Raw genomic sequence first — 25,839 nt, forward strand, 5'->3', positions numbered from 1 at the left:
GAAAAAAGCTTCCTTACAATTCAACAATCTTTGTTGCAATATTTTTGCAAAATTCAGTGTCATGCTCTACAAACAGAATTGTTGGCGCGTAGGCAAGCAGCAATTCTTCGATTTGCAGGCGGGAAACAACATCGATAAAATTAAGCGGTTCATCCCAGATATGCAAATGCGCTTTTTCACACAGGCTTTTTGCAATCAGTACCTTTTTCTTTTGTCCGCCACTAAAAGCAGCCATATCCTTGGCAAATTGTACTCTGGAAAAATCAAGTTTTCTTAAAATAGCCTTAAATAAGCTTTCCTCAATAGCATGCTCTCTGGCATAGTCGGTTAAACTGCCGCTAAGATAAGAAGTATCCTGCGAAACATAGGCTATTTTAAGCTGGCTTGCTTTGCGGAAAGTACCTGTATAGGTGATATCCTCGCCGCATATCAGTTTAATAAGACTCGACTTGCCTGATCCGTTTTTACCGCAGAGAGCCAGTCTGTCCCCCTGCTCAATGGTAAAACTTACGCTTTTACAAGCTGTCTTGTCACCATAGAACACAGCTACATTTTCAAGCTCGATAAATCGGTCGGCATGAAAACCAAGCTGGGAAATTTTTAACCGCTCAGAGCTCTCGATGTTTTTGAGCAGCTTGCCCTTATCCGCAACCGCCGCTTGTTGTCTTGCTTCAATGGCCTTAGAGCGTTTCATCATCTTTTCCGCCTTGTGGCCTATATAACCTCTATCGGGCCTTAAGCCTGAATTCCTTGTACCCATCTTTGTTTTCTCCACTTTATCCGACCAATCAGAGGTACGTTTGGCGGCAGAAGACAAGCGGGCAATATCCTGGCGGAGCTTTTCATTTTCCGCAAGCTCAAAACTGTCCTGCTGCTTTTTGTTTGCCCACCAGGACGAAAAAGTCCCTTTTTGAATTTCAATATTTGTTTTGTTAATGGCAAGGATATGGTCAACGCAGTTATCCAGAAAGGCTCGGTCATGAGATACCAAAATGAAGCCCCGTTTAGATTGGAGATAATCGCTGACAGCTTTTCTCGCCTCCCTGTCAAGGTGGTTCGTCGGCTCGTCAATCAGCAGGAAACTATTCTCTTTAAGAAACAAGGTTGCCAGCAGCACCTTTGTTTGCTCTCCGTTGGCAAGGGTAGCAAAAGGGCGGTATACAACGTCCTCTGCCACCTGCAGCAAGGATAGCTCGCGCATAACCTGCCAGGGAAGGCAGTCCGGATTGATATTCTCAATTACATCAATGGTGTTGTTTTCCGGGTTGGTCACCGGGAAGGGAAAGTATTCGAAGTTTACTTTGGCCGCAATCGTCCCGCTGTACTCATGCTTGCCAAGCAGCAGATTGAGAAATGTAGTTTTGCCTCGGCCATTTCGGCCGGTGAAGCCTAATTTCCAATCTGTATCAATTTGAAAGCTTACGTTTTCAAATATATTATCATAGCTGCCGTCATAGCCAAAGGTCAGTTTTGTAACGCTTATTAACGACATAATTAACTCCTCCTGTATAAAAAATATAGAGCTGCAAGAAAGTTAAATTCTTGCAGCTCATAAATACAGCAAAAGCCAAGCCCAGTCCTTGGACACGACGAGGTATTCTGTGAGTGAAAAGAATTAGTAACTTTCTTGCCTAAGCGCACCAAAATAAGCAGCATTTCTGCCCCTATAATTCGGTTAAGCCGTATACTAGCAAGAAAAATTACATCTCTTCAGCTCCAATCACATTAGTTATCAATACTATAGCATTCTGCTTTACAAAATTCAACAATCAAAACATTCCAACTGGGGATGTTTTGATTGTTTGCAGATAACTTGAACCCCAAAAATGTTTTCAGAAACAAACGCCCTGTGGCCGTGGTATACAGTTATTGTGCTGTCCGGTACCGGTATGTTTGTTCGCCAGAACACCAGATTATTCTTTTGCAGTTTGGGAAATAGTCCAGGCCTGTTTGGGAATATATCCATTTACTCCGGCGCCTGCTCTTGCTATTCTATTGGTTAAGCATTGAGATTAATCCTCAATTAGCCGCTTGCAATCATAACTAACCTACCACGCAAGGACGCAACCTAAGATGTGCGAAAGGAGTCGAACAGTATGAAGAAAAAAATGTCCCGTACCAGAAAGAGACTGCTCTATGCCCTGATTGGCAGCAGCCTCTTTTGGCATGCGCCGATAACTTATGCGGAAGAAACGCCGGAACCGGCTCCGGCGGCTGAACAAACCGCCCGACAGGCTTCGTCCGTTAACACAACGGCCGGACAACGTGAATTTACCCTGGAGGGAGTCGAAGTCACCGCCAGCCGTGAAACACTCCCGCCCGCCTACACCGGCGGCCAGGTGGCCCGTGGCGGCAACGTGGGCGTGCTGGGCAACAAGGATTTCATGGACACGCCCTTCAGCATCACCAGTTTTACCGCCCAGACCATGGAAGACCTGCAGGCCGCCACCCTGTACGACGTGCTCATCACTGATCCGTCCATCCGGTTCACCACCCCGAACGGACATATCAACGAAAACTATACCATCCGCGGCTTCGGCGTTGGTAATGACCATCTTTATTTTAACGGGCTGCAAGGGCTGGCACCGGACAGTCATGCCCCCGTTGAATTTCTGGAACGGGTGGAAGTGCTGAAAGGCCCCAGTTCTTTCCTCTACGGCGGCGCGTCCACCTCGGTGGGCGGCGCCATCAACCTGGTGCCCAAGCGCGCCGGTGAGGAGGACATCACCGCCTTTACCGCCGGCTATACCTCCTCGTCCCAGTTGGGCGGCCATATCGACATTGGGCGCCGCTTCGGCGAAAACAAAAAATGGGGCATTCGCTTCAACGGCGTTTATGGCGACGGCGACACCGAAACCGACGGCCAGTCCAAGGAACGGCTGCTGGGCGCCCTGGGCGTGGATTACCGCCACAACAGATGGCGCCTGTCCCTGGATGCTTACGGCTCGCAGGAAAAATATGACAACGGCTCGGCCTCCAGTTATGAATTATCGAACGGCTACGTACAAGCGCCGGACGGCTCGACCAATGCGTTTAAAGAAACCTGGGGCAGCTCCCGGAATAATGGTGTTCTGTTTAAAAGCGAATATGATGTGCGGAACAATGTAACGGCCTATGCCAGTATCGGGAAGAAAGCAAGCAGGGGAACCGGCTTTATCACCGGCAATCACGTCCGGAAATTCCAGTCTAACGGAGACGGCTCGCTCAATCTCTATAATCAGTACATGTGGTCCGACGTCATCACCTCCGACTTGGGCGTGCGCGGCAGCTACCGGACGGGTGCGGTCGACCATGAGCTTGTTGTCGGCTACAATTCCATGCACCAGGACTTCGGCAGAACCAATAACCCTTCAAGGCTTAACATTGCGACCAACATCTACAACCCGACATCGCTTACTTCCATTTTGGCGGAAATGGGGCCGTCGGTGAGGCCAAATAAAACCGAAGAAACCAACCTGTCCAGCCTGTTTATCGCCGACACGCTTTCCTTTAACGAGGAAAAGGTTCAGTTAACGCTGGGAGTACGGCGGCAAAACGTGAAAACAAAAAAATTCAACACTGCAAGTGTCTTAACATCGAAGTATGATAAGAGTACAACAACTCCGGCAATCGGGGTGGTTGTCAAGCCGTGGGACGCTCCCGTATCCCTGTATGCCAATTATATCGAAGGGCTGAGCCCGGGGTTGAGAGTAGGCGATACCTATCCTGCTGCCTTAAACTATGACGAAGTATTTGCACCATACAAAAGCGAACAATTCGAATTTGGCGTAAAATGGGACCGTGGTACATTTGCCAATACGCTGAGTTTTTATCAGATCGAAAAACCAACTTTGATTAGAATTACGCAAACTGGCGGCTATTCTATGAGCGATGAGGGGGAACAGCGCAGTCGCGGCATTGAATGGAGCGCTTTTGGCGCAATCAACGACAGAACGCGGCTGCTGGGCGGCATCGCCTATACGCGCGCCGAATACACCCGCGAGGTAAGTACGAAAGAAGGCAATACACCGTACGGCGTCCCCAAATATCAAGCCAACCTGGGCGTGGAATGGGATACTCCCTGGAATCCTGATTTAGCCTTAAGCGTCCGGGCAGTGTTTAGCAGTTCACAATATGCCAATTCCACAAATACGGTGGAAATACCAAGCTGGGTGCGTTTTGACATCGGCGCGCGGTACAAAACCGTGATAAATAAGGTCCCGGTCACCTACCGGCTCAGTGTCGAAAATCTGTTTGACAGGAATTACTGGAGCGGCTCCTTTGCCGACGGGTATGTCACGTTAGCCAACTCCCGCACCGTTAAGCTGTCGGCTGCCATGCAGCTATAATCAGTTCTTTCCCCGGGGCCTGATTTACAACCAAGCTAGCCTGTTATGTGACAAACTTATCAGGCTGGCTTGCTGCTATTTTCTCCGCAGGGCGTTATAAAGCTTTGCCGATTGGCTGGCAATAAAATTGCTGGCATAAGTATGATCCGCAGTCGCTGTGAAAAAGCTGATCAGGATCGGATCATGGCCATCCTGGATTACCCCCACATCGCAAAGTATTGCATCCAGCTCACCCACCTTATGAAAGACCGGGGTCTGCATGTAGCGCGGGATTTCGTCATTATAAATCGTATTAGCCAGTTCGTTTTTCAGCTGTTCGCTTTTGCTTTTATTCAGATATTTGCCTGTATATATTCTTTCGAACACTTTCCCCATTTCGTAGGGTGTGGTTATGCTATGATATTGATATTTCCGAAAGGCATCTTCATTATGTATTTTGGTCTTGCGCAGTCTAAGATTCTTGACAGTCTTAGCAAGGACATCCTTGTGGCTGCTATCCATTTCCTCTAACAATTCCTGAAATGAGTTATTGTCACTAACCGTCATCATCAGCTTTATTTGCCGGTCATATTGGCCGGCCTTAGCCGGTGCGGCCTGAGGATACAAGTACTTATAGGTCGCTAAGGCAACTACTAATTTGCTGGTGGAGGCCGTAGGAAATATGTCGTCCGCATTAAATTTGATCGTCCGGCCAGTGTTCAGATTCTTGGCAAAAACCCCGATCCGGCCCTTAAAATTTCTTAAATCATTTTGGATTTCCCGTTCAAGCGGGGAAGCTGCCAGTACAGGGGCCGTAAAAGCCGCCAGCAGAACCAGTAATAACGCAATTTTTTTCAGCATGAAACCACCTCGTAAGAATCCATTTTCTACCTAAATTAGTATAGAATAAAATTATGACGAAATTATGACAGCCATCCCCGCATGAAGAATGCAATGGCTATGTCTATCAGGTCGGTCCGCAGGAATGCCCATGCTACTAAACTGTGATACTTCAGAATTTCCTTTATACAAAATAAAAAACCGCTTGGGGTTGCCGGGGTTACGGGGACGCCGTCTCCTTGCCCAAACCGGGCATTGACCTTAGCTCCCCTTGTTTTATAAGTACTTTCAGCCTCTCAGCTTATACTTTCTGATCTTATAAGAAAAGACTTGGCTTGTGCCAAATCCTTTAGGACGATACCCCTTTAGGGTATCGTCGTTCTTATGTCCACAGAATTTATTTATAAATTCTGTGGATTAAATAAAGGGCTGACATTGTCAGCCCTTCTTGTTTTCTCGCTCTGTTACTACCTATATTTACCGGCCAAAATTGGTGTAAAAATTAATGGCCTCCAAATACTTCGTCACCGAGATGTATTCGTTGGGTTGATGCGCCTGGGCATCATCACCGGGTCCGTAAAAAATAACAGGCAGGTTGAGCCCTTGCAGCAAAGTGGAAGCATCTGTATAGAAGTTTACGCCCCGCAGGTTGACGGGGGTGCCTGAAATGCGCCTGGCACAGGCCAGAGCTTTGTCAATGATCGGATGACCTTCCGGGCAGGCAACCGGCTGACGGTAGTTTACTATTTTAAGTTCGGCCGCCAATTCCGGGTAGGCAGGCGTAAGCTCCTGAATGATGTCCTGCAGCATAGCCGTTACGTCGTTGGCCGTCTGCCCGGGAATGAGCCTAAAGTCAATACTGCAGGTGCAATTGTCGGAAATAACATTGGTCGCCACCCCGCCCTGGATTTTATTGACGCTAAAAGTGGGCAGACCCAGCCAGTCGTTCGGCTGAACGGGGAAGGAGCGTTGATATAAACTGGACACAATGGCATTCATATGAACAACGGCATTGATACCAAGATGCGGCATGGAGCCGTGAGCGGTGCGGCCTTTGGTAACGATCTCCAGCCAGACCGCCCCCTTATGGGCGACGATAACATCGCCGTTGGAAGGCTCGCCCACAACGGCAGCGCCAATACCGTTCATGCCGCCGCCATCGCAAAACGCCTGCGCACCGCAGCAATCAACCTCTTCGCCGGCCGTTGCCAGCAGAACCATATCCTGACCGGGAGTAATGTCATTTTGCTTAAGCCAGCTCAAAGCAAAAATCATGGCCGCCAGGCCGCCCTTCATATCGGACGCGCCCCGGCCGTAAATAAGATCGCCGGCCTGCTCGGCGGCGAAGGGCGGGTAATCCCAGGCCAGATCGCCGGGAGGAACGGTATCCAAATGCCCGGTATATAATAAGGCCGGTTGGCCGGAAGAACCGCTCAGCCTGGCAATAAGATTGGCCCGGCCATTTCCCAAATCAACGACCCGGCTGGCAACGCCCTTTTTCTCCAGCCACGCTGCCAGCCATATTGCCAGCTGGTATTCCTTGCCTGGCGGATTGGTCGTGTTGATGCGGAGTATTGACTTGAGCAGATCAACGGCTTCGCGGGCACTTTCCCCGCTAACTGCATTAAGCATGCTTATTCTCCTTTGCTGTGTTGTTTCAAATACACTTCAGCAATTTTTTGTTTGGCCTGTGGATCGGCCTCGGTACATTCCATAACAACCGTGCCTTTTTGCAACAGATAAGCCTGGTGTGCCATTTCCAGTGCCTTGAAACCGTTTTGTTCAATTAACAGGATGGTAATGCCTTCCTGATTAATCTGACCGATGGTTTTAAATATTTCATTGACCAGCAACGGCGCTAAGCCCAGTGACGGCTCATCCAGCAGCATTATTTTCGGATAGCTCATTAAGGCCCGGGCCATGGCCAGCATCTGCTGTTCGCCCCCGCTCATGGTGCCGGCATTCTGCCGCCGCCTTTCGGCTAACCGGGGAAACAGTGTCAGCACCCTTGCCAGGCCTTGCCGGACTTTCTGCTGATCTGTGATATTGCAGGCGCCGATGAGCAGGTTATCTTCCACCGTCATTTTCGGAAATACGCGGCGGCCTTCCGGCACCACGGCGATGCCGCGCTTGACGATTTCATCGGTAGGTAAAGAATTAAGCCGCTGGGTGAGGAAGGTTATCTCGCCGGCCAAAGGCTGGACCAAACCCAGGATGGTGCGGATTACAGTCGTTTTGCCGGCGCCGTTGCTGCCCAGGAGGCAGGTAATCGAACCCTGGGGAACAGCGAGCGACACATTTCTCAGTACCGGAATGGCGCCATACGCGGTCGAAATATTTGTCAGGTTCAGCATGCCGTCACCTCCTGACCAAGGTAAGCCCGCAGCACTTCCTCATTGCTGGCGACATCATCAAATAACCCGCAGGCAATACAACGGCCATAATTCAGCACCATGACCTGGTCCACCAGGCCTTTAATAAAGTCCATGTCATGTTCAACAACAATAATAGATAAGTGCGGCAGCGTATTTTTCACTTTCTTCAAATCCTGCATCAGGGTTTCGGTTTCGACCGCATCCATCCCGGCGGAAGGTTCATCAAGCAGCAGAATTTTTGGCTCCGACGCCAGCGCCCGGCAAATTTCTAACCGCCGGCGGTCGGCATAGGGTAAATCTTTCGCCAGTTTGTGAGCCTGGCTGGTCAGCAGGGTACCGAAGATGCTTAAAATCTCCATAGCCTGTTGCATAACCTTATCGCCGGAGCTGCCGCCGTTGGCAAAGACTGAACTGATCCCTGGCAGCTTGCGCACTTCGGCAATCCCCATCATAACATTTTCCACAACATTGAGATTCCAAAACAGCCGTCCATTCTGGAAGGTCCTGGCCAGCCCCAGTTTGAATACCTGATCAGGCCGCAAACCGTGACTGGGCGCGCCATTGACAGTGATACTGCCGCTGGTCGGCGCATAAATGCCTGACAGCAAATTGAACAATGTCGTTTTGCCCGAGCCATTGGGCCCAATGACCCCCAGTGTCTCCCCAACCCCCAAAGTCAGGTTTACATTATCTACCGCAACCAGGCCGCCGAAGCGAATTGTCAGGTCCTTGACATTCAGCAGTTCCATGTTCTCCCTCCTGATTCTGTGATTTTGGGTTGAAGATACGGTGTTTAAACGGCAATACGCCTTCCGGCATAAACCGCAGGCAGGCAACGATAACAATGCCATAAAACAGCAGGCGGAAGTCTTCAAAGGCTCTAAACTTTTCCGGGAAAACCGTGAGGAATATTGCCCCGAGAACAGCTCCCGGTATTGAATCCAGGCCGCCGAATATGATCATGCTTAATACCAGTGTGGACTGCTGAAAACCGAAGTTTTCCGGCGCAATAAAATTAATCATGCCGGCATATACGCCGCCGACAATGCCGCCGAAAAAAGCACCGGCCGCAAACGCCAGCAGCTTAAACAGCGTCAGGTTAAGCCCATAGCACTGAGCGGCCAGCTGATCTTCGCGCATCGCATTTAAGGACAGCCCGAAAAAAGAATGACTTAGTTTATAGATGGCCCAGACCGAAAGAGCAAGAATCGCTAAATTGAGGTAATAAAAGTTGGCCTGAAAGGGAAACTGAATAAAGCCCAGATTCAGAGGCGATCCGAGGTCATGTCCCAGGATCGACGGCGACGGAATATTGATTAACCCGTTGGTGCCGCCGGTCAGTCCCTCCATGTTTAATAGCAGCTCCTGAATGATCAGCCCGAAAGCAATGGTAACAAGCGCCAGATAGTGTCCCTTTACCCGGAGAGCAGGCAGCCCTAACAGGATGCCGAACAAACTGGCGATGAGACCGGCTAAGAGCAGCGCCGGCCAGAAAGACAGACCGGCTTTCAGCGTAAGGATGCCGACAACATAGGCGCCAATGGCAACAAAGGCGGCATAACCAAGACAAACCAGCCCGGCTCTGCCGGTCATAAAGTTCAAGCCCAGGGCCATTACCGCATACAGCAGCGCCAGGTTAATGACCTGCAGCCAATATGCATTTCCCGCCAGCAGAAAGGGGAAACTCAGGGCCAGACCAAAGGCAATGACGGTGGCTTGTCCCAGGTTATGCCGGAACTCTTCTTTCAGCTGATCCCAGGCGGCCCGCCGGCACCAAAGCAATCCGAAAAAAGCCAGGGCCGCCCCGCAAACATAAATAATAACAACAACCGGGTTTTCTATATTGACAAAGCCCAGAAAGAGCAAATAACCGATGATTTCTGTCAGCAGAATTTTTAGTGACATACACTGTTCCTCCTAAACCTTTTCATAAGCGCGTTCACCAAAAATTCCCGCCGGCCGGAACACTAAAAACAAAATGACGACCACAAAGCTGATGCTTTCCTGAAAGCGGGACCCGTCCGGAATCAGCGCAACCGCTAAAATTTCCATGAAGCCCAGCAGCAGCCCGCCGGCAACAGCTCCGTAAACATTGCCTAAACCGCCGACAACGGCGGCAGCAAAGCCTTTAATCCCGATAACAAAGCCCATGTTAAACTTAACGATGCCGTAGGCCATCCCGTTCATGAGTCCGGCGACCGCGCCGAGGGCTGAACCCAAAGCAAACGTAATGAGAAATATTTTGTTCACTTTTATGCCCATCATCATAGCGGCTTCCCGGTCCTGGGCAGTGGCTCTGATGTACCGGCCAAATGCTGTTTTTTCGATCAGCAGGTACAAGCCGGTAATGAGTCCGCCGGCCAGCAGGACGGTTAAAATCACGTCAGGCTTGATAAAAATGCCGCCCAGGGTCAAACCCGGCATATCGATTAACAGGGGGAACGGCTGGGGATTGCGGCCGTTGGGGAAGAACAGCATGATGGATTCCCGCATGACGATGGATGCTCCCAGCGTAATCAGCAATGTCATAATCTCCGGCGCATTGCGCAGCGGCTTTATAATCACTTTTTCCATGGCTATCCCCACTGCTGCGCCTGCTGCCAATACCGCCAGGAGAACCAGGGCAAAAAAGAGTATCGAACCGGACAGCAAGCCTGTTGCCAGCAAAACCTCACTGGCTACCAGGGCGCAGAAGGCTCCCAGCATAAATACTTCGCCATGGGCAAAGTTAACAACCTCAATGACGCCAAAAAACAAAGTAAAGCCAACCGCAATCAGCGCATACATAAAGCCCAGACTCAAGCCGTTTAACAGTTGTTGTATGATAAGTTCGCCCGACAAGAGCATCACTCCATTCCCCAGAGTTTACTTAATTCTTCTGGATCTGTTTATCTTTTACTTTCAGTGTCGAACGGTAATACGGGACCCATTTACCATCTTCGCTGATATAGGTCGTAATAATCTTGAGGCGGGTCTGCCCTTTTTCATCAAACGTGGTCTCGCCCAGGATGCCCTGGAAATTTGTTATACCCCGAATCGCCTCGACAAGCTTGGCCCGGTCAGGGCCAACCTGCTCAATGCCTTTAATGATGATGTTGGCCGCATCATAAGCAAAGGGGGCGTAGGCCTCGTGCGGTTCCGCATATTTGGCATCGGCATAAGCCTTGATGAAATCTTTGCCGCCCGGCAAATCCTCAAGCGGTTTGCCGATACCGTGAGCGAGCGTGCCGTCAGCGGCAGGTCCGGCAATCTTGTTAAAAGTATCGGAGAGAATCCCCGAATCGCTCATGAAAATAGCAGCCAGCTTCAATTCCGTCATTTGCCGCTTAATAAGAGCCGCTTCGGTGGCCACGCCGCCAAAGAATACCATGTCGGGATTTTTGCTTTTAATGGTAGTCAGAAGCGCGGAAAAATCCTGTTGCCCCACCGAAACGCCGTCAAAGGAAACCACTTCGCCGCCATTATTCTTGACTGAGGCAATAAATTGTTCGGCATTGGTTTTCCCGTAGTCGGTTTTATCATGGATGACGGCAAAGGTTTTCAGGCCCCAGTCTTTTGCAGCCACATTGCCGGCCACTTCATTCTGGATATCGGCGGCTGTTATCACCCGGGTTATCTCTTTAAAGCCGTCTTTGGTAATGTTGGGGTGAATGGCTGCGGCAATAACGGCAGACAAGCCGTTTTTGTGAAATACCGGCACGGTGGCCAAAGCCGCGCCGCTGTTAAAATGAGCCACAACGCCAACAATATTAGGGTCTGAGGTAAGCTTGTTCGCGGCGTTAACAGCAGTTGTCGGATCACCGGCATCATCCACTGCCACAAGCTCAAGTTTATAAGGCAGCTTGCCGGCAGCATTGGCCTGATTAATTGCCAATTCCACCGAGTTTTTCATACCCACACCAATAGCAGCGTTGCCGCCGGTCAGAGGACCGACAAAGCCAATCTTGGCAACTTTATTGGTGCTGCCGCCACAGCCGGAAAGCACACCTGCCAGCACAAACATGACAAGCGTCAGACTGATAACCCATTTTTTCATAAAAATTCCCTCTCCTTTAAAAAAATTACAACCATGCCCCCTGCCAGCTTCGCCGGCGCACACCTCCCGGATAAAAAATAAGTGCCGATACGGAAACAGTTCCGATCGACACTTCATTGTGCAGCACAAAAGTATGTGATTACATGGTATGCTTCTATTTTATAGCAAGCAGGAAAATAATCCATTGTCTCTATGGTATAAATAAATATTGAAATTAATGTCCCTTACAGACAAAATTACTCATCGGACATACGAAAGAGTTTAATCGCCAGTGACATAGCAAAGCGTTCCTCACTATCGTCAAGATTACTATTGAGAATGTCGGCAATCTTTTTATACCGGTATTTAATGGTATTATAATGAATGTACAATTTTTCCGCAGTTTTTCTTAAATTCCAGCCACAGTCATTAATACAAACCAGCGTCGGCAAGAATTGAGTGCCGTATTTCTTATCATACTGCTTCAGCTTACCAATGGATAAATCACAAAATTCTCTGGCTTCGTCCGTATTATATAAAGATGCCAGCAGTTTATACACACCAATGTTTTTGTAAAAAACCGTTTTATTTTGCTTATAGAGTAATCGGCCAATCTGAACTGCCGTTTTTGCCTCCTGATAACTCAAATGAACGTCCATTACGGATTTTTTATGATTACCAATACCGATCATGACAAAGAAGTGATGATTTTTTTCCACATTTGTTTCAATTTCCCGGCAAACAGCCGCTAACTGGCTGTGAAAAGCACTCATAGGCAAGGCCGGCGTCTCAATTAAAAAAACGATACTGTCACTCAGGCTGGCAAAAATCAGCGGCGCAAAGTTCTGTTTTATCAACAGCTTGCAGGTTGCAAAAATCTGTTCACGCGTCATTTCCAGCGACTCGATAGCCTGGCAGTGGCCGGCCTCGAGATAGCTTGCCTTAAAGCCGTGAATTTCAACCAGCACGGCCGTCAGGCCTTGGGCAAAATCCCAGCCGTACAAGCCGGCCCGGTTGGTCACTTCATCACGGTATTTAATTTTGTTCATAATCAGATCCTGGATAAATTCATTCTTATAGCGGTATTCAATCTCCAAATTCGATATTTTCTTCTGTACATTAAGTTTTAACACCGTGCTGGCATGTTCGACAGCAATGTCGTCACAGTCGTCGGTGTTGCTGCCTTGTTCTCGCCGGCAATAAAGCAGATACCCGAAAACCCTGTTGTCGATTCGTATGGGATAGCTCATATACTGCAGCAAAAGGTCTTCCAGGGCCGTGTTCAATATACTGTCCCGGAACTGGGGTGTTTTGGCGGCAATATAATTTTTTTTGAAGTAAAGGTCGAAATAAGCGACGTCCCGGTCGATGATTGTTCCCAGGGTATTGATAATTTGCTCGGTTTCGCCGCCGCTTAATACCAGGTTAGTGAAAGAACGGTGGATATTTTCCGAAAGCTGCAGCCGCCGGGCCTGGTCATTGACAATTTGGGACAAGACAGGATGGATGACATCGATAAAAGCGAGATTTACCGGCATATATACAATCGGAAAGGCCAGTTCTTCGGCTAACGCCAGGACCTCTGCCGGTAAAGTGTCAATAAACCTTGTTATCTTGACAAACAATGCCGCCGCCCGGGCCTGATTAATATTTTTAATTAAATCCAGAAATTTCAACGTATCGTCTTTCATAATATACCCGGTTGTCATGAGGATTTCCCCGCCCCTAATCCAATTGTGAATATCCGGAGCATCCATGACGGAAACTGAAGTCACCATTCGGTCCAGGCCGCTTTTCCCTGCCAAAACCTCAAAATTAGCAAATGCCGGCGTTGACAATAACGCTTTCACTGTAATGGCCATTTTTCCCCTTCTTTCCCTAAACCCGCCTTTATCCTGCCGCAGTTATGTTCCAGCATCAAGCCAGCACTGACAGCTTCAATAGTTGCGCCTTGTGCCAAGGCTACTGGGGAACACAGATCCCTCACACTACTTTATCTAAGACAATTACCCTAAATATAAAAAACTCCTGCCAAATCTGTAGAAAATTTGACAGAAGTTCTCTATTTCGCCGTTACATTGACTGCCTGGCCGCAGCTTAACTGATTGCCACAATCAGCGCGCCAATGGCAATAAGCCCGACACCGATAGAATTTAAAAAATTTATTTTTTCGCCGAGGAAGACGACAGCCAACACAGTGGCAATCACAACACTGAGCTTATCGATCGGAGCTACCTGGCAAACCTTGCCGAATTTTAAGGCCCAGAAATAAAACAGCCAGGACAGGGCACCGGCAAGCCCGCTCAAAGCAATATACAGCAGTCCTCTTTTATCGGCAATAATCGCGGGAATTTGTTGGATATTGCCCTGGGCAACGACAACCGCCAGCAAAAAGACAGCCATGATAACCGCCCGTACCGCCGTAGCGGCATTAGGGTCGGCTGACTGTAAGCCAAGCTTGCCAAAAATCCCGACTAAGGAAGCGCTAAATGCCGATAGCAGGCCAAATATCAGCCATAAATGGTCCATGATTTCCTCCTTACAATAAAAGTTCTAGTATAACCGGACAAATTAATTCTTGGCCATGGTATATAAGCCAGTTGCCGCTGGCCGCCGCTAATGATTCCCGACAGCCGGACAACAAATGCGCCTACTGCCGTTATGGCAGTAGGCGCAAGTAAGCACATTCTAGGTTGCGTGCTGCCACCCCGATATTTTCAACTGCGCCCCGCGCAGGCTTAGCCGGTTCCGCATCGCCCCTGGCGCGTGACAAAACCGCACTGGTGGAAGTGGCCATCAATACATTTACATGCCCAGCACCGCAGCAATTTCCTCTATCATCATGGCAGAAGATTGCAGCCCGTTGCCGGTCGCATACCAGGTAGTCGGGTCAAGAAAAATAATCTTGCCGTTCCTGGCCGCTTTGGTTGCCTGCACCAAGGCATTATCGAGGGTGCTGGCGGCTTTGTGCGATCCGCCGACAATAACGGTCCTGTCGACAACAAAGATCATATCCGGATTCTTTTCTTCAAAATACTCGAAACCGATCTTCGCCCCATGCAGGCCGACATTAAGCGCAGGGTCGACAGGTTTAAGGCCCAAAACGTTATGAATCAGCCCAAAACGGGAACCGGCCCCGAAGGCGCTGATATTGCCGTCATTGGTCAGGACAATCAGCGCCTTGCTGTCGGTCTTCTCGCCTACCGCCCTGACCTCTTTAATCCTGGCGCTGATTTTATCCAAAGCAGCCTGTGCTTCCGCCTTTTTGCCGAAAATCTCACCGAGCATCAGATTGTTCCGGGAGAGATCCTCCATATATTTGGCGCTGTCAATACTGCCCATAACAATTGTGGGCGCAATTTTTTTCATCTCATCATAAACCTTTTGCTGGCGGCCGCCCAGAATAATCAAATCCGGCCTGAAATCATTGATTTTTTCCAAATCCTTGGCAAAAAAATCCCCCGCATCGGCATAGGCATCGCCCTTATACTTGGCAAGGAAAGGCGGAATATTGGTCTTCGGCAAAGCGAGCGCCGGCGCCGCCCCCAGGGCATCAATCGTATCAAGCGCACTAAAATCGAACAGAACAACCCGCTGCGGGTTGAGGGGAACCTCCGACTCGCCCAGAATATGTGTTACTTTAATGGTAGGCACGGCAGGTGTCGCTTGCGGAGCGGAGACGGATGACCCGCAGCCGGCCAGCACCATGGCCAGCATAACCGCAGCCAGCAAAGAAGTTAATTGTTTTTTCATAAAAGCCTCCTTATAGTGTTTTATATTTTTCCATCCTTTAATAGATGGGAAAAATCATCAGGTATAATAGATGCAGATACTGTTGCCCCTTATCCGACTGATGTCGATATGCATATCATAAATTTCCGCCAGCACTTCGGAATTGATGATATGGGCGGTTGGCCCGCTTTTAACCAGCCGGCCGTTCTTAAGCGCCACAATATTATCTGCATAGCAGGAAACAAAATTGATGTCGTGAATGACGATAACAACTGTTTTATCCTTCTCGTCAACCAGTTTACGTAATATTTTCATGATTTTAACAGAGTGCTTCATATCCAGATTGTTGAGCGGTTCATCCAGAAAGATGTATTTGGTGTCCTGGGCAATCACCATGGCGATATAAGCCATTTGCCGCTGCCCACCGCTCAGTTCATCCAGAAAGCTGTCCTGAATAGACGCAATGCCCATATAATCAAGGGCCTGGTTGATTTTTACATAATCCTCATCGGTCAGCTTGCCCTGGGAATAAGGATACCGGCCAAAGCTTACCAGTTCCCGGATGGTCAGCCGCAAGCTCAGGTGATTGGACTGGCGCAGGATAGAAATTTGCCGGGCCAGCTGCTCATGGCTCCACTGCTGCATTTCAGTACCGTCAATATAAATTTTTCCCCCGTTCATTTTCAGCAGACGGCTGGCCATGGAGATTAAGGTGCTTTTCCCCGCCCCGTTACTGCCGATAAAAGCAGTGAGTTTTCCTTCTTCCAGCGTTACCGAAACCCGGTCGACCACAGTTTTGCTGCCATACTTTTTCAATGCGTTTTTAATCTCAATCATCGCTTGCTCTCCCTCAATAACAGAACGATAAAGCATGTCCCTCCGACAAAATTTAAGATGACACCAATCGTAGTTACTGTCTGTAATATTCGTTCTACAACAAACTGTCCCAAAGCCAGAGCAATCACGCCAATCAAAACAGCACCCAGAATCAGGTCCCGGTGCCGGAACGTTTTAAGCAGCTCTCTGGCTAAACTGACTAACAGAATTCCTAAAAAAGTAATGGGACCGACCAGCGCGGTAGATACCGACACCATTACGGCTATCAGCAGCAGGGTACGCCGCACCAGGCTGTTATAGTTGACACCCAGGCTAATCGCAGTGTCCCTACCAAGCCCCAATACGTCAAAACGCGGCCAATCGCGCCGGGAAAACACAAAGACAGCCGCAGTGATGACAGCAGAAATCAACAGCAACTCTTCATTGATGATTTTGAAGCTCGCAAACATGGCATCCTGTAAAACCAAAAACTCATTAGGGTCGATCAGCATTTGCAGAAAGGAGGCAATGCCGCTGAAAAAAATCCCCATGATGATCCCAATCAAAACCAAGACATACACATTGCGATTTTCGCCATCAAAAATAAACTGATAAAGAATGCCCGAGGCAAACATCATAGCGCCGGCGGACAGCAGGAAATGGAGCGTACCGTCCATCGTGGTAAGCTGATGGGCGCCAAACAAAAAGACTACCAGCGATTGAATGAACAGATACAGCGAATCAAGCCCCATAACGCTGGGCGTTAAAATGCGGTTTTCCGTGATGGTTTGAAATACCACCGATGAATAGCCGGTGCATATTGCGATCAGTACCATAGCGGCAATGGCCTTGACACGGCGGGGAAGATTAAAGGCAGCGTTCTCCGCACTTAATCCCTGAAGCAGGAACAGGCCCACCGCGGCGGCAGCAAGGAACGCCAGCAGCAGCAGGATCGTCTGCGCCCGTTTGTCCGCAGACACCCGCAACCTGCCGGCGGCTGTACAAAAAATGTTAAACCGCATGATTGCTCCTCCTTAAAATCATCCACAGGAAAATGGCGCTGCCGATAACGCTCACAATCATGCCAATCGGAATCTCATAGGGAAACAGCAACACTCTGCCCAAGATATCACAAATCAAGACAAAATTCGCGCCAATAAGCGCAGTATCCAGCAGGCTGTTTTTCAGATTATCCCCTTTGGCCATGCTGACGATATTCGGTACAATCAGGTCAAGAAACGGCAGGGCCCCAACGGTCACTGTGACAACAGAAATAATCATCGACACAATAACAAGACCGACGGCAACGACCTGTTCGTACTTAAGGCCGAGATTCCGGGAAAAATCCCCGCCCATGCCGGCAATAGTGAACTTGTCGGCAAAGAGATAGCCGATAATTAAAAAGGGAATGCCGACATACAGCAGCTCGTACCGCCCCATGATAATCAGGGAGAAATCCCCTTGCAGCCAGGAGGTCATATTCTGCACTAAATCATATTGATAGGCAAAATAGGTGGAAATCGCCGAGACCACGCTCCCCAGCATCAGCCCGATAAGGGGAATGAGAATGGCATTTTTCACCTTAATCCTGGCCAACAGACCGATAAATAAGAAGGAACCGGCCAAAGAAAAGGCAAACGCTACCGCCATCTTCGTAAAGTGGGTTTCGCTGCCAAAAAATAAAATGGCAACCAGGATTCCCAGACGGGTCCACTGGACAGTCCCTGCGGTGGTGGGGGAAACAAATTTGTTCTTGGTAACCGTCTGCATAATCAGTCCCGTAATGCCGAGACTGATCCCCACGACAATAATACTGATCAGCCTCGGCACCCGGCTGATCAGTATGACATATACATCCCTGCTGCTAAGCTGCAGCAAATCTATATTCTTAGCCCCGATCAGGATGGACAGGGCCGACAATAAGACCAGCAGCAAAACCATAAATGGCCTTGTCATATAAAAATGCTTGTTCATAGCTTTCCAATACCCTATCCCTTCTCACTTCCGGGTTAGCCGGAGCCAACACCTAAACAAATTTGCACCGGTTACGGCAAACAGCGACACAGCCGCATTGACCCACCTCCAAAATGCGCCTGAGCTGCAGGATAATTTTTTATTCTGCAGCATCAGGAGCCGGAATGACAAAGGCCAGCCGGCAAAACAGCAATGCAGGCTCGGAATCCTCATCTGCATTGCCAGGGAAGCTTGGACAATTAGAAATTGTAGTTCATGGATACCCAGTAGTTCCGCCCCGCCAGGTAGGTGCCGCCCGTTGATCTGCCGGCGGAAAAATAGTCATAATAAAACGTGCCGTTTACATAGCGGCCTTTGCTGAAATCTTTATCCAACAGGTTATTTACCGCAAAATTCAGTGTGGTATTCTCAGACAGCTTACGAGCTACGCCCAGGTCAAGCACGGTGTAGGCTTTATAGTACTCAAGCTCCTGTTGGGCAGCGGTGGTAAGCTTGGTGGTGTAACGGTTCATCTTGCTGCGATGTTCCGCTCTCAGCCAAGCGTTGGTTTTCTCGTCGGCCTGCCAGTTCAGACGGGCGTTGACCGCGTGTTTCGGGATACTGCTGAGCGGCGCGCCGTCATCGTTGCCGCCAATCTGTTCGGTCGTCGTGTAAGTATAGTTCAGGTTCAGCGCCAGGTCTGCAGCCAGCGGAATCTTGCTGCCGAGTTCAAGCCCATTGGCCTTGCCTTTGATCGTATTAATGAAGGTCTGGGCATTATCGCCAAGATCCAGGGAATCAATTTTATTTTTATAATCGGTGTGGAACAGTGTGGCATTTGCGCTGAAGCCGGTATGGTCCTGGTAGTAAAAACCCAGTTCCTTATTCACGCTTTGCTCCGGCTTGAGGTCGGGGTTGCCGTAAACAAGCGTCGGATTTTGATTACCTATCCCGCCGGTATAGCCGGTGACACCGTCCGTCGACTGTGCCAGGCTGGGCGCTTTAAAACCGGTGCTGACACCGCCTTTCAGCGTCCACTTGTCAGAGGCCTTCCAGACCAGGTAGCCCCGCGGACTGGTATGTCCGCCGTAAGTATCATAATGATCATAACGCGCGCCATAGGTCAGCGCCAGATCATCCTGCAGCTGCCATTCGTCTTCCGCAAAAAGTGAGGTACTTTTAATGCTAAGCTTGCCAAAGCCGTTATTGGTCAATACGCCATCTTCCAGTTGCGAATCCCAGTACCGGCCACCAACAGTCAGCGTATGAGCGTCGTTGACCGGCGCAACCAGTTTGGTATCAAAAATAAGGTTGTCGTTCTTTAGCTTGCGGTCAGCATAGCCTATTGTTTCAGTGGAGTTATAGGTCAGGGTTGTACGCCAGTCGCCATAGGCAACCTTATTATCACTGCCTATTGTCAGCTTGTCGCGTTCAAAGCGCATTGCCGCACTCGAACCGTCATAAGGCGCGGAAAAATCGCTGGTAGCCGTATCCACGTCCAGCCAAAGACTGTTGCTGTCATCCTGTTTCCATGTCACTTTGCCGCCCAGACTGTAGTTTCTTAATGGCGCAGGATTTGCATTCGCGCCTCTGCCGCTCATCTCATTGCCCTGTTCATTCTTACTAATCGAGCCTGCCCGCCGGAGAAAGTTACCACGCAAGGCCAGTCCCACTTTATCTTCGGTCAGAGGACCGCTCGAATAGAAAGAATAACGGGAGACGCTGCCCCGGTCCGAATCATCGAAGAAGGTGTAATCCAACGTCAGGTTATGATGCCATTCATCACTTACCTTTTTGGTAATGATATTCACTACACCGCCTAATGCATCGGAGCCGTACAAGGTCGACATCGGGCCGCGGATGACTTCAACACGTTCGATCGCCGCCAGGGGCGGCACGAAGGTGCCAACAGAACTATGAAAGCCGTTAGGCCCGATATCCTTTGTTCCAGACCCATTTTGCGGAATGCCGTCTACCATAATCAGCGTATGATCGCTGCTCATACCGCGGATGCTGATATTCGATACGCCCAGTCTGCCGGTGGAACCACGCACGTCAACGCCTTCCACATCGGATAGGATATCGGCGAGATTGGTATAGCCGCGCCGGTTGATTTCCTCTTTTGTAATGACAGTAATACTGGCCGGCGCATCGACAATACTCTGTTCGAAGCCGGCGGCAGTTACCACCACTTCATCGAACTGATAAATAAGCTCGTCCTCAGCGGCGTAAGCCGACAAACTCATTGCGACGCCAAGACCGAGAGCCAAAAGCCCGATCTTGCCTTTATTCCTTTTGTTACCAAATTCCAATACTTTCCCCTCCAGTAAAAATAAACCTTACCTTCAACAAATCTCCCACAAGACATGTGTGTTTTTACACTGTAAATACCCGGTCCGATTCTTCACTCCCACCGAACCCATTCCGTCCAGCCTCTTCCCGGCTTTCCGCCCTATGCCGTGGTTTCCATGTTGCCCCCGGCTTCTGGTTATGCGGCTGGCGACTCAGGCTCATATGAGAGCAGTTAAGCTTTAACCGGCTATTTCAGGTGTGCTGCGCTCCCACCCCCTTTTTTCTGCTGACCTAATTGCGAGCCGACTGACTCCCCTTTATAAAAAAATTAAGACATTCTGTATTTTAGATAAACAATGGAATCCGAAGGCGCTATTAGCCAATGCAGTTTTAATTACTCTGTTTGTCCTATACAAGCAATTTGATAATGATTATCAATATCAAATTACTTAATTAATTATAAAGCAAAGATTTGATAAATAATAGTACATATTTTATAATGGTATTATAATAAATTGCATATCAATCAAGAAGGAGAAGCGCATGGATTTATTGCAGTTGAAATATTTTCAGACAGTGGCCAAGCTTGAACATATGACAAAGGCGGCACAGGCCCTGCAAATTGCCCAGCCGGCGCTGAGTGTGACAATCGCCCGGCTGGAAGAAGATATAGGCGTTCCTTTATTCAACCGCACCGGGCGGAATATTGTGTTGAATGAATACGGACAGGTTTTTTTACAGCGGGTGACCCGCTCACTGAATGAACTTGAGGCCGGGCGCCAGGAGATTGCCGATCTGTCCGGCAGTGAATTGGGTTATGTATCTGTTGCGTCTACCTTTATGAGCAAAAGATTTTGCGGCCTTTTAGCTTCCTTTGCGCAACTTTATCCCAAAGTAAATTTTCATCTTACGCAGACAACAGATGAGAATGCCAAATTGAGGTTACTGGAAAACGAGGAGGTTGACTTTACCTTTGTTATTAAGAAACTCGAGCAGCCAGGCATAGTTTGCGTTCCCTTGGTGGGAAAAGACATTTTTCTGGCTGTGTCTCCCTTCCACCGTTTGGCAGATCGTTGTACCGTTTCTCTCCAGGAATTGTCCGGAGAACCTTTTGTTACCATAAAGGCAGATCATAGTATCCAGGAAGCTTGCCATGCCCTGTGCCGAAAAAAAGGGTTTAACCCGAATGTTGTCTGTACCTGTGATACCTCGCAGGGACTTATTAACTTAGTAGCTGCCGGGTTTGGCATTGCCTTTTTCCCGTCACCGAACAGGAAAAAACCCAATATACCGTTTGTTTTAATAAAAGTCGAGGATTTTGATTACAAAAGCTTTCTTTATCTTGCCTGGCGGGAAAAACGCTATTTTTCCAAAGCGGCAATTCATTTTCGCGAATATATCATTCAGCATATCACTGCCAAGAATAAGCCGGCCAAATTGTAAATTCCAGCACGCATTCCAACCTCCAACCCCCAGGGCGCGCTGCAGCCGGCATTTAGTTTCCTCGCCCGCGCCTGGGCGTACATAAAAGACGGCTCCCGGCTCTTGATGAAGTGCCGAGTTGCCGTCTTCGTTGTCTTGCCGACTCTCTGGCGTGACAGCCCTTTGCCTTTTCCGCACTGGTATTGCCGATACATTGACCGGGCAAAATTTTTCTTCCTATTTATCCCCTGGCTGGCGGCCCCTGGACAAAAGCGGTTCTTTATCAAATTAACAGAAAGCAAACAAAGCCGTCTGGAAACGAATGTTCCAGACGGCTTTTCAATTTTTTCGCTGCTCCGGCCCTGCTTTTACGCTCCGTAGCAGCAACCGCTGCCGGTTAAGGACGCCATAAGCTCATTAGGCGGCAGGTGGCCGGACGCAGTGTACTGGGGCAAAAGCCTGTACGCTTTTTAAATAACTTACTGAAATAATAGGGGTCGGAGTAACCTACACTGGCCGAAATATCCGCGATTGAGCAGGCTGTGGTGTACAATAGCTCCCGGGCGCGGCGCAGCCGGTGCTCAATCAAAAATTCCAGCGGCGCCATACCGGTATGCTTTTGAAACAAATAGGCGAACTGTTTGCTGTTTAAGCCATACTGGCTGGCCACTTTGGCCACTGTAAGCGGTTCCATGTAATGATTCTTCATATATTCCACGGCCTGCTCCACCAGTTCCCGGCCCCGTTCGCGGTGACGGCGGCCGGCACAGGTTAAGATTTCATCGAGAATGCGGAAAAACAGCGACTGGGCCTGCAACGCCGACAGATTGCCCGGCGTAATGCAGACGTTATACAGACGGTACAGCAAATCATTGATGCGCGTACTGTAGCCCGCATCTAGCTGATAATGGGAAAATGCCTGAGGAAACTGGTTTTGGGCACTGTCGTCAACCTGATAATGGACGACCATATAATTCCATTCAGCGCCGCCCACAACCTCTTTGTCCAGAGCGATATTCGGACCGCCGTGAAAAATTTTTCCCGGCTCCATCTCGTACGGCACACCGTCAAAAAACATTCTGGCCCGTCCCCTGAGGGGGAAAATCAAACCCGAGGCCGGCGGCGTGAAAACGCCGAAACACTTTTTTCCCGGCGGCACAACTACCTTGACCACATCAATGATTTCAAATTTGATTCGGGAAAAGTTTCCCGCCAGTTGATCGATATCCACGTGCATTTTCAGCCCTCCCCGCTCACCTTGGCGCTGCGCAATAAAGTCCAGGCTTTGCTGAAAGCCGCCGGCCTGGCGCGCTTATAAGTCAAATCATTGTTCATAGGCGATAAAACAACGTCGTATACTGCTTTTTATAAATATTAGTTGCCTAATAATGAATGATATTAATTATCATTTATTATAACTATAGTAATTTTAGTAGCCGCTGTCAAACCTTTCAGCAACTGTTCTGGCCTATTCAGGGAAAACCACCCGTACGCAGTCATCTTTTGGGGACAATTCCGGCTGTTTTGGCAATATCTCCATTTACTCAAACTTTTTACAGGGAATATCGCCATTTAATTAAACGTTTTCCTGGGAATATCTCCATTCACGGCAACTTTTTTTTTTGGTATTCTATAAGTACTGGTTTTTGATATTGATACTCATTATCACGATTCAAAAAAAGCATTATTATAAAAAGTATTGCTATTTTCTTTTTTCGCGTAGGGTTTTGCGGCTCACCTGACGGCCCTGTGGCTGAAGCAGCTAGGCAGACAACATATTTCCACCAGTAAAGGAGTTGACAGCATGAAGAAAAAATTGTCCCCGGCCAGAAAAAGCCTGCTTTACGCCCTGGTCGGCAGCAGCCTGTTCTGGCCCACGCCGGCCATTGCCGCTGCCGAAGATACGCCGGCAATGGTTCCCACGACCGGCCAGACCGATACCCAGGCGGCCGCTGCTGCTAAACCAACGGCCAAGCAGCGTGAATTTACTCTGGCAGGGATTGAAGTGACCGCCAGCCGGCAAACACTTTCACCGGCCTACGCCGGCGGGCAGGTGGCCCGCGGCGCCAATCTCGGCGTATTGGGCAACAGGGATTTTATGGACACGCCCTTTAACGTCACCAGCTACACCGCCCAGACCATCAAAGACCAGCAGGCCAACACGCTGTACGACGTGCTCATCAACGATTCGTCTGTCCGCTTCACCACTCCCACCGGCCAGGCCGCTGAATATTACAAAATCCGCGGCCTGGATATCGCGCATGATCATCTTTATTTTAACAACATGCAGGGTTTGGCGCCGCACTATCGGGTTCCCGTTGAATTTCTTGAACGGGTGGAAGTGCTCAAAGGGCCCGGTTCCCTGCTCTACGGCGGCGTGAACGCCTCGGTGGGCGGTGCGATCAACCTGGTGTCCAAACGCGCCGGCGCCGAGGACGTCACCAGCTTCACGACAAATTATACCACTTCGTCCCACTTGGGCGGACATCTCGACCTTGGCCGGCGCTTCGGCAAAAACAAGGAATGGGGCGTCCGTTTCAACGGCCTCTACGCAGATGGTGACACCGAAACTGACGGGCAGTCCCGGGAACGGCTGCTGGGCGCTCTGGGCGTGGATTACCGCCGCGACCGCTGGCGCCTGTCCCTGGATGCTTACGGCTCCCAGGATTATTATGAAAACGGCCTCATCTCCATGTATCAGTTGCAAAGCAATAATATTAAAGCGCCTCACGGTTCGACTAATCTGCTTAAAGGCACCTCGGGTGAGACCCGGAATAACGGGATTCTGTTTAAAGGCGAATATGACCTGCAGGACAACCTAACCACCTACTTCGGCTTCGGCCAAGCCGCCTCCAGGGCCACCGGCTTCATCAACGGCAATCATATTTTACTTGTTCAAGCCGACGGAACGGCCTATCCCCGCAATCTCTTTAAACAAAACTTTTGGAACGACGCCACTTCAGCCGAACTGGGACTGCGCGGCGCTTATCAGACCGGTTCGGTCAAGCATCAGTTAGTCTTGAGTTCCAGCGTTCTTGATAACGAGTATTCCAGCACGTTCAATCGTTATGTTACCACACCTTATATGAGCGATTACCCCATCAGTATTTATGATGACTCCTTCTCCTTCGCCGATTTATTTGACAGTGTTGCCTGGACAGGCCAGGGCGGGAAGACGGCTACGTCGGACCTGTCCAGTTATCTGCTGGCCGATACCCTTTCCTTCCAGGCGGAAAAAGTGCAGCTCACCCTAGGCGTACGCCGGCAAAGCGTCAAAACCAGGAATTTCAATGCAGTCACCGGCGTCCGGACCGCCGGGCATGACGCCGATAAAACGCTGCCGCTGGTCGGCTTTGTAATCAAGCCCTGGGGCAACTCGGTTGCACTCTATGGCAACTACATTGAAGCGCTTTCCCCCGGCGCCGAGGTCGGCGCCACCTTGGGCTATACGAATTCCGGTCAGCTAATGGCGCCCTATACCAGCAAACAAAAAGAAATCGGCGTCAAATGGGACAGAGGCAAATTCGCTAATACGCTGTCTTTGTTTCAAATCAGCCGGCCCAACACAATGGTTGTTACTAACAGCCTCAATGAAAAAACCCAGACCTATGACGGCGAACAGGAAAGCCGCGGCGTGGAATGGAACACCTTTGGCGAAATCGCCGAAAATGTACGCCTTTGGGGAGGCATCAGTTATCTGCGGGGGGAAATAACTAGTGCAACCGAAGCCGCAACGAAAGGCAACACCCCGTTTGGCATACCCAAATGGACGATGAACGCCGGCGTCGAGTGGGATACGCCGTGGACTAAGGACCTGACGCTGTCGCTGCGGGCCGTGTACACCGACTCCCAGTATATTAACAATGCCAACACCATCAAACTACCGAGCTGGGTGCGCTATGACCTCGGCGCGCGCTATAAAACCGAGATCAATAGCCTCCCGGTCACCTACCGGCTCAGTGTGGAAAACCTGTTTGACAAACAATATTGGGCAGGTGCTTTCAGCATGGAGGGCTTTGCCACATTAGGCGGTCCCCGTACCGTTAAGCTGTCGGCGACCATGCAGCTCTAAATGATCATTGGAGGA

General features: G+C 49.6%; 19 protein-coding genes. 3 read left to right on the forward strand and 16 right to left on the reverse strand.

The genetic code is table 11. The features are described 5' to 3' along the window. Nucleotides 1-13: 13 nt before the first annotated feature. Nucleotides 14-1,492, reverse strand: coding sequence for a ribosomal protection-like ABC-F family protein (gene abc-f / locus SPTER_RS20105; protein WP_144352030.1), 1,479 nt, complete (start codon nt 1,490-1,492; stop codon nt 14-16). 604 nt (nt 1,493-2,096) lie between these two features. Between abc-f and SPTER_RS20110 the strand changes: the two genes are divergently transcribed. Continuing rightward, nucleotides 2,097-4,328 (forward strand): TonB-dependent receptor, encoded by a 2,232-nt coding sequence (locus SPTER_RS20110; protein ID WP_144352031.1) that lies wholly within the window; start codon nt 2,097-2,099, stop codon nt 4,326-4,328. Nucleotides 4,329-4,403: 75 nt separating this feature from the next. Here the strand turns inward: SPTER_RS20110 and SPTER_RS20115 are convergent, their stop codons facing one another. From SPTER_RS20115 to SPTER_RS20180, 14 genes are all read right to left on the reverse strand, one after another. Continuing rightward, entirely contained in the window at nt 4,404-5,168 is a 765-nt protein-coding gene (locus SPTER_RS20115; RefSeq protein ID WP_144352032.1) for a serine hydrolase, read from the reverse strand. Nucleotides 5,169-5,624: 456 nt separating this feature from the next. Beyond that, a complete protein-coding gene (locus tag SPTER_RS20120; protein ID WP_144352033.1) occupies nt 5,625-6,779 on the reverse strand; it encodes a M20 family metallopeptidase in 1,155 nt (384 codons plus the stop codon). Between the two features lie 2 nt (nt 6,780-6,781). Then, entirely contained in the window at nt 6,782-7,501 is a 720-nt protein-coding gene (locus tag SPTER_RS20125; protein WP_144352034.1) for an ABC transporter ATP-binding protein, read from the reverse strand. Next, nucleotides 7,495-8,271: an ABC transporter ATP-binding protein gene (locus SPTER_RS20130; protein ID WP_144352035.1), complete on the reverse strand. Its 777-nt coding sequence runs from the start codon at nt 8,269-8,271 to the stop codon at nt 7,495-7,497. Before SPTER_RS20130 ends, SPTER_RS20125 begins: the two co-directional genes overlap by 7 nt. Continuing rightward, nucleotides 8,210-9,427 (reverse strand): branched-chain amino acid ABC transporter permease, encoded by a 1,218-nt coding sequence (locus tag SPTER_RS20135; RefSeq protein ID WP_144352036.1) that lies wholly within the window; start codon nt 9,425-9,427, stop codon nt 8,210-8,212. Before SPTER_RS20135 ends, SPTER_RS20130 begins: the two co-directional genes overlap by 62 nt. Before the next feature lie 12 nt (nt 9,428-9,439). Beyond that, on the reverse strand, nt 9,440-10,363 hold the full coding sequence (locus SPTER_RS20140) for a branched-chain amino acid ABC transporter permease (protein ID WP_170233344.1): 924 nt from the start codon (nt 10,361-10,363) through the stop codon (nt 9,440-9,442). 28 nt (nt 10,364-10,391) lie between these two features. After that, complete coding sequence (locus tag SPTER_RS20145) at nt 10,392-11,558, reverse strand: branched-chain amino acid ABC transporter substrate-binding protein (protein WP_170233345.1); 1,167 nt, start codon at nt 11,556-11,558, stop codon at nt 10,392-10,394. 236 nt (nt 11,559-11,794) lie between these two features. Beyond that, complete coding sequence (locus SPTER_RS20150; protein WP_144352039.1) at nt 11,795-13,399, reverse strand: PucR family transcriptional regulator; 1,605 nt, start codon at nt 13,397-13,399, stop codon at nt 11,795-11,797. A gap of 235 nt (nt 13,400-13,634) precedes the next feature. Next, complete coding sequence (locus tag SPTER_RS20155; protein ID WP_144352040.1) at nt 13,635-14,066, reverse strand: EamA family transporter; 432 nt, start codon at nt 14,064-14,066, stop codon at nt 13,635-13,637. 276 nt (nt 14,067-14,342) lie between these two features. Further along, nucleotides 14,343-15,290, reverse strand: a complete 948-nt coding sequence (locus tag SPTER_RS20160) for a siderophore ABC transporter substrate-binding protein (RefSeq protein ID WP_144352041.1) — start codon at nt 15,288-15,290, stop codon at nt 14,343-14,345. A 57-nt stretch (nt 15,291-15,347) separates the two neighbouring features. Continuing rightward, nucleotides 15,348-16,106 carry an iron ABC transporter ATP-binding protein gene (locus SPTER_RS20165; protein WP_144352042.1) on the reverse strand — a complete coding sequence of 253 codons (759 nt, stop codon included), beginning with the start codon at nt 16,104-16,106 and terminating at the stop codon, nt 15,348-15,350. Continuing rightward, the gene (locus SPTER_RS20170) at nt 16,103-17,107 is read right to left on the reverse strand and encodes an iron chelate uptake ABC transporter family permease subunit (protein WP_144352043.1); all 1,005 of its coding nucleotides are present in this window, start codon (nt 17,105-17,107) and stop codon (nt 16,103-16,105) included. Before SPTER_RS20170 ends, SPTER_RS20165 begins: the two co-directional genes overlap by 4 nt. Beyond that, the gene (locus SPTER_RS20175; protein ID WP_281289464.1) at nt 17,097-18,059 is read right to left on the reverse strand and encodes an ABC transporter permease; all 963 of its coding nucleotides are present in this window, start codon (nt 18,057-18,059) and stop codon (nt 17,097-17,099) included. The genes SPTER_RS20170 and SPTER_RS20175 overlap by 11 nt, the downstream gene beginning before the upstream one ends. A gap of 239 nt (nt 18,060-18,298) precedes the next feature. Next, a complete protein-coding gene (locus tag SPTER_RS20180) occupies nt 18,299-20,350 on the reverse strand; it encodes a TonB-dependent receptor domain-containing protein (protein WP_211367341.1) in 2,052 nt (683 codons plus the stop codon). 523 nt (nt 20,351-20,873) lie between these two features. On the opposite strand from SPTER_RS20180, the gene SPTER_RS20185 reads away from it, so the two are divergent. Then, the gene (locus SPTER_RS20185; RefSeq protein WP_144352044.1) at nt 20,874-21,773 is read left to right on the forward strand and encodes a LysR family transcriptional regulator; all 900 of its coding nucleotides are present in this window, start codon (nt 20,874-20,876) and stop codon (nt 21,771-21,773) included. 376 nt (nt 21,774-22,149) lie between these two features. Here SPTER_RS20185 and SPTER_RS20190 read toward each other — a convergent pair whose 3' ends face one another. Further along, a complete protein-coding gene (locus SPTER_RS20190; protein ID WP_144352045.1) occupies nt 22,150-22,989 on the reverse strand; it encodes an AraC family transcriptional regulator in 840 nt (279 codons plus the stop codon). A 567-nt stretch (nt 22,990-23,556) separates the two neighbouring features. On the opposite strand from SPTER_RS20190, the gene SPTER_RS20195 reads away from it, so the two are divergent. Continuing rightward, complete coding sequence (locus SPTER_RS20195) at nt 23,557-25,824, forward strand: TonB-dependent receptor (protein WP_144352046.1); 2,268 nt, start codon at nt 23,557-23,559, stop codon at nt 25,822-25,824. The last annotated feature ends 15 nt before the right edge of the window (nt 25,825-25,839 follow it).

Source organism: Sporomusa termitida, assembly GCF_007641255.1.
GTDB classification, from domain to species: Bacteria; Bacillota; Negativicutes; order Sporomusales; family Sporomusaceae; genus Sporomusa; species Sporomusa termitida.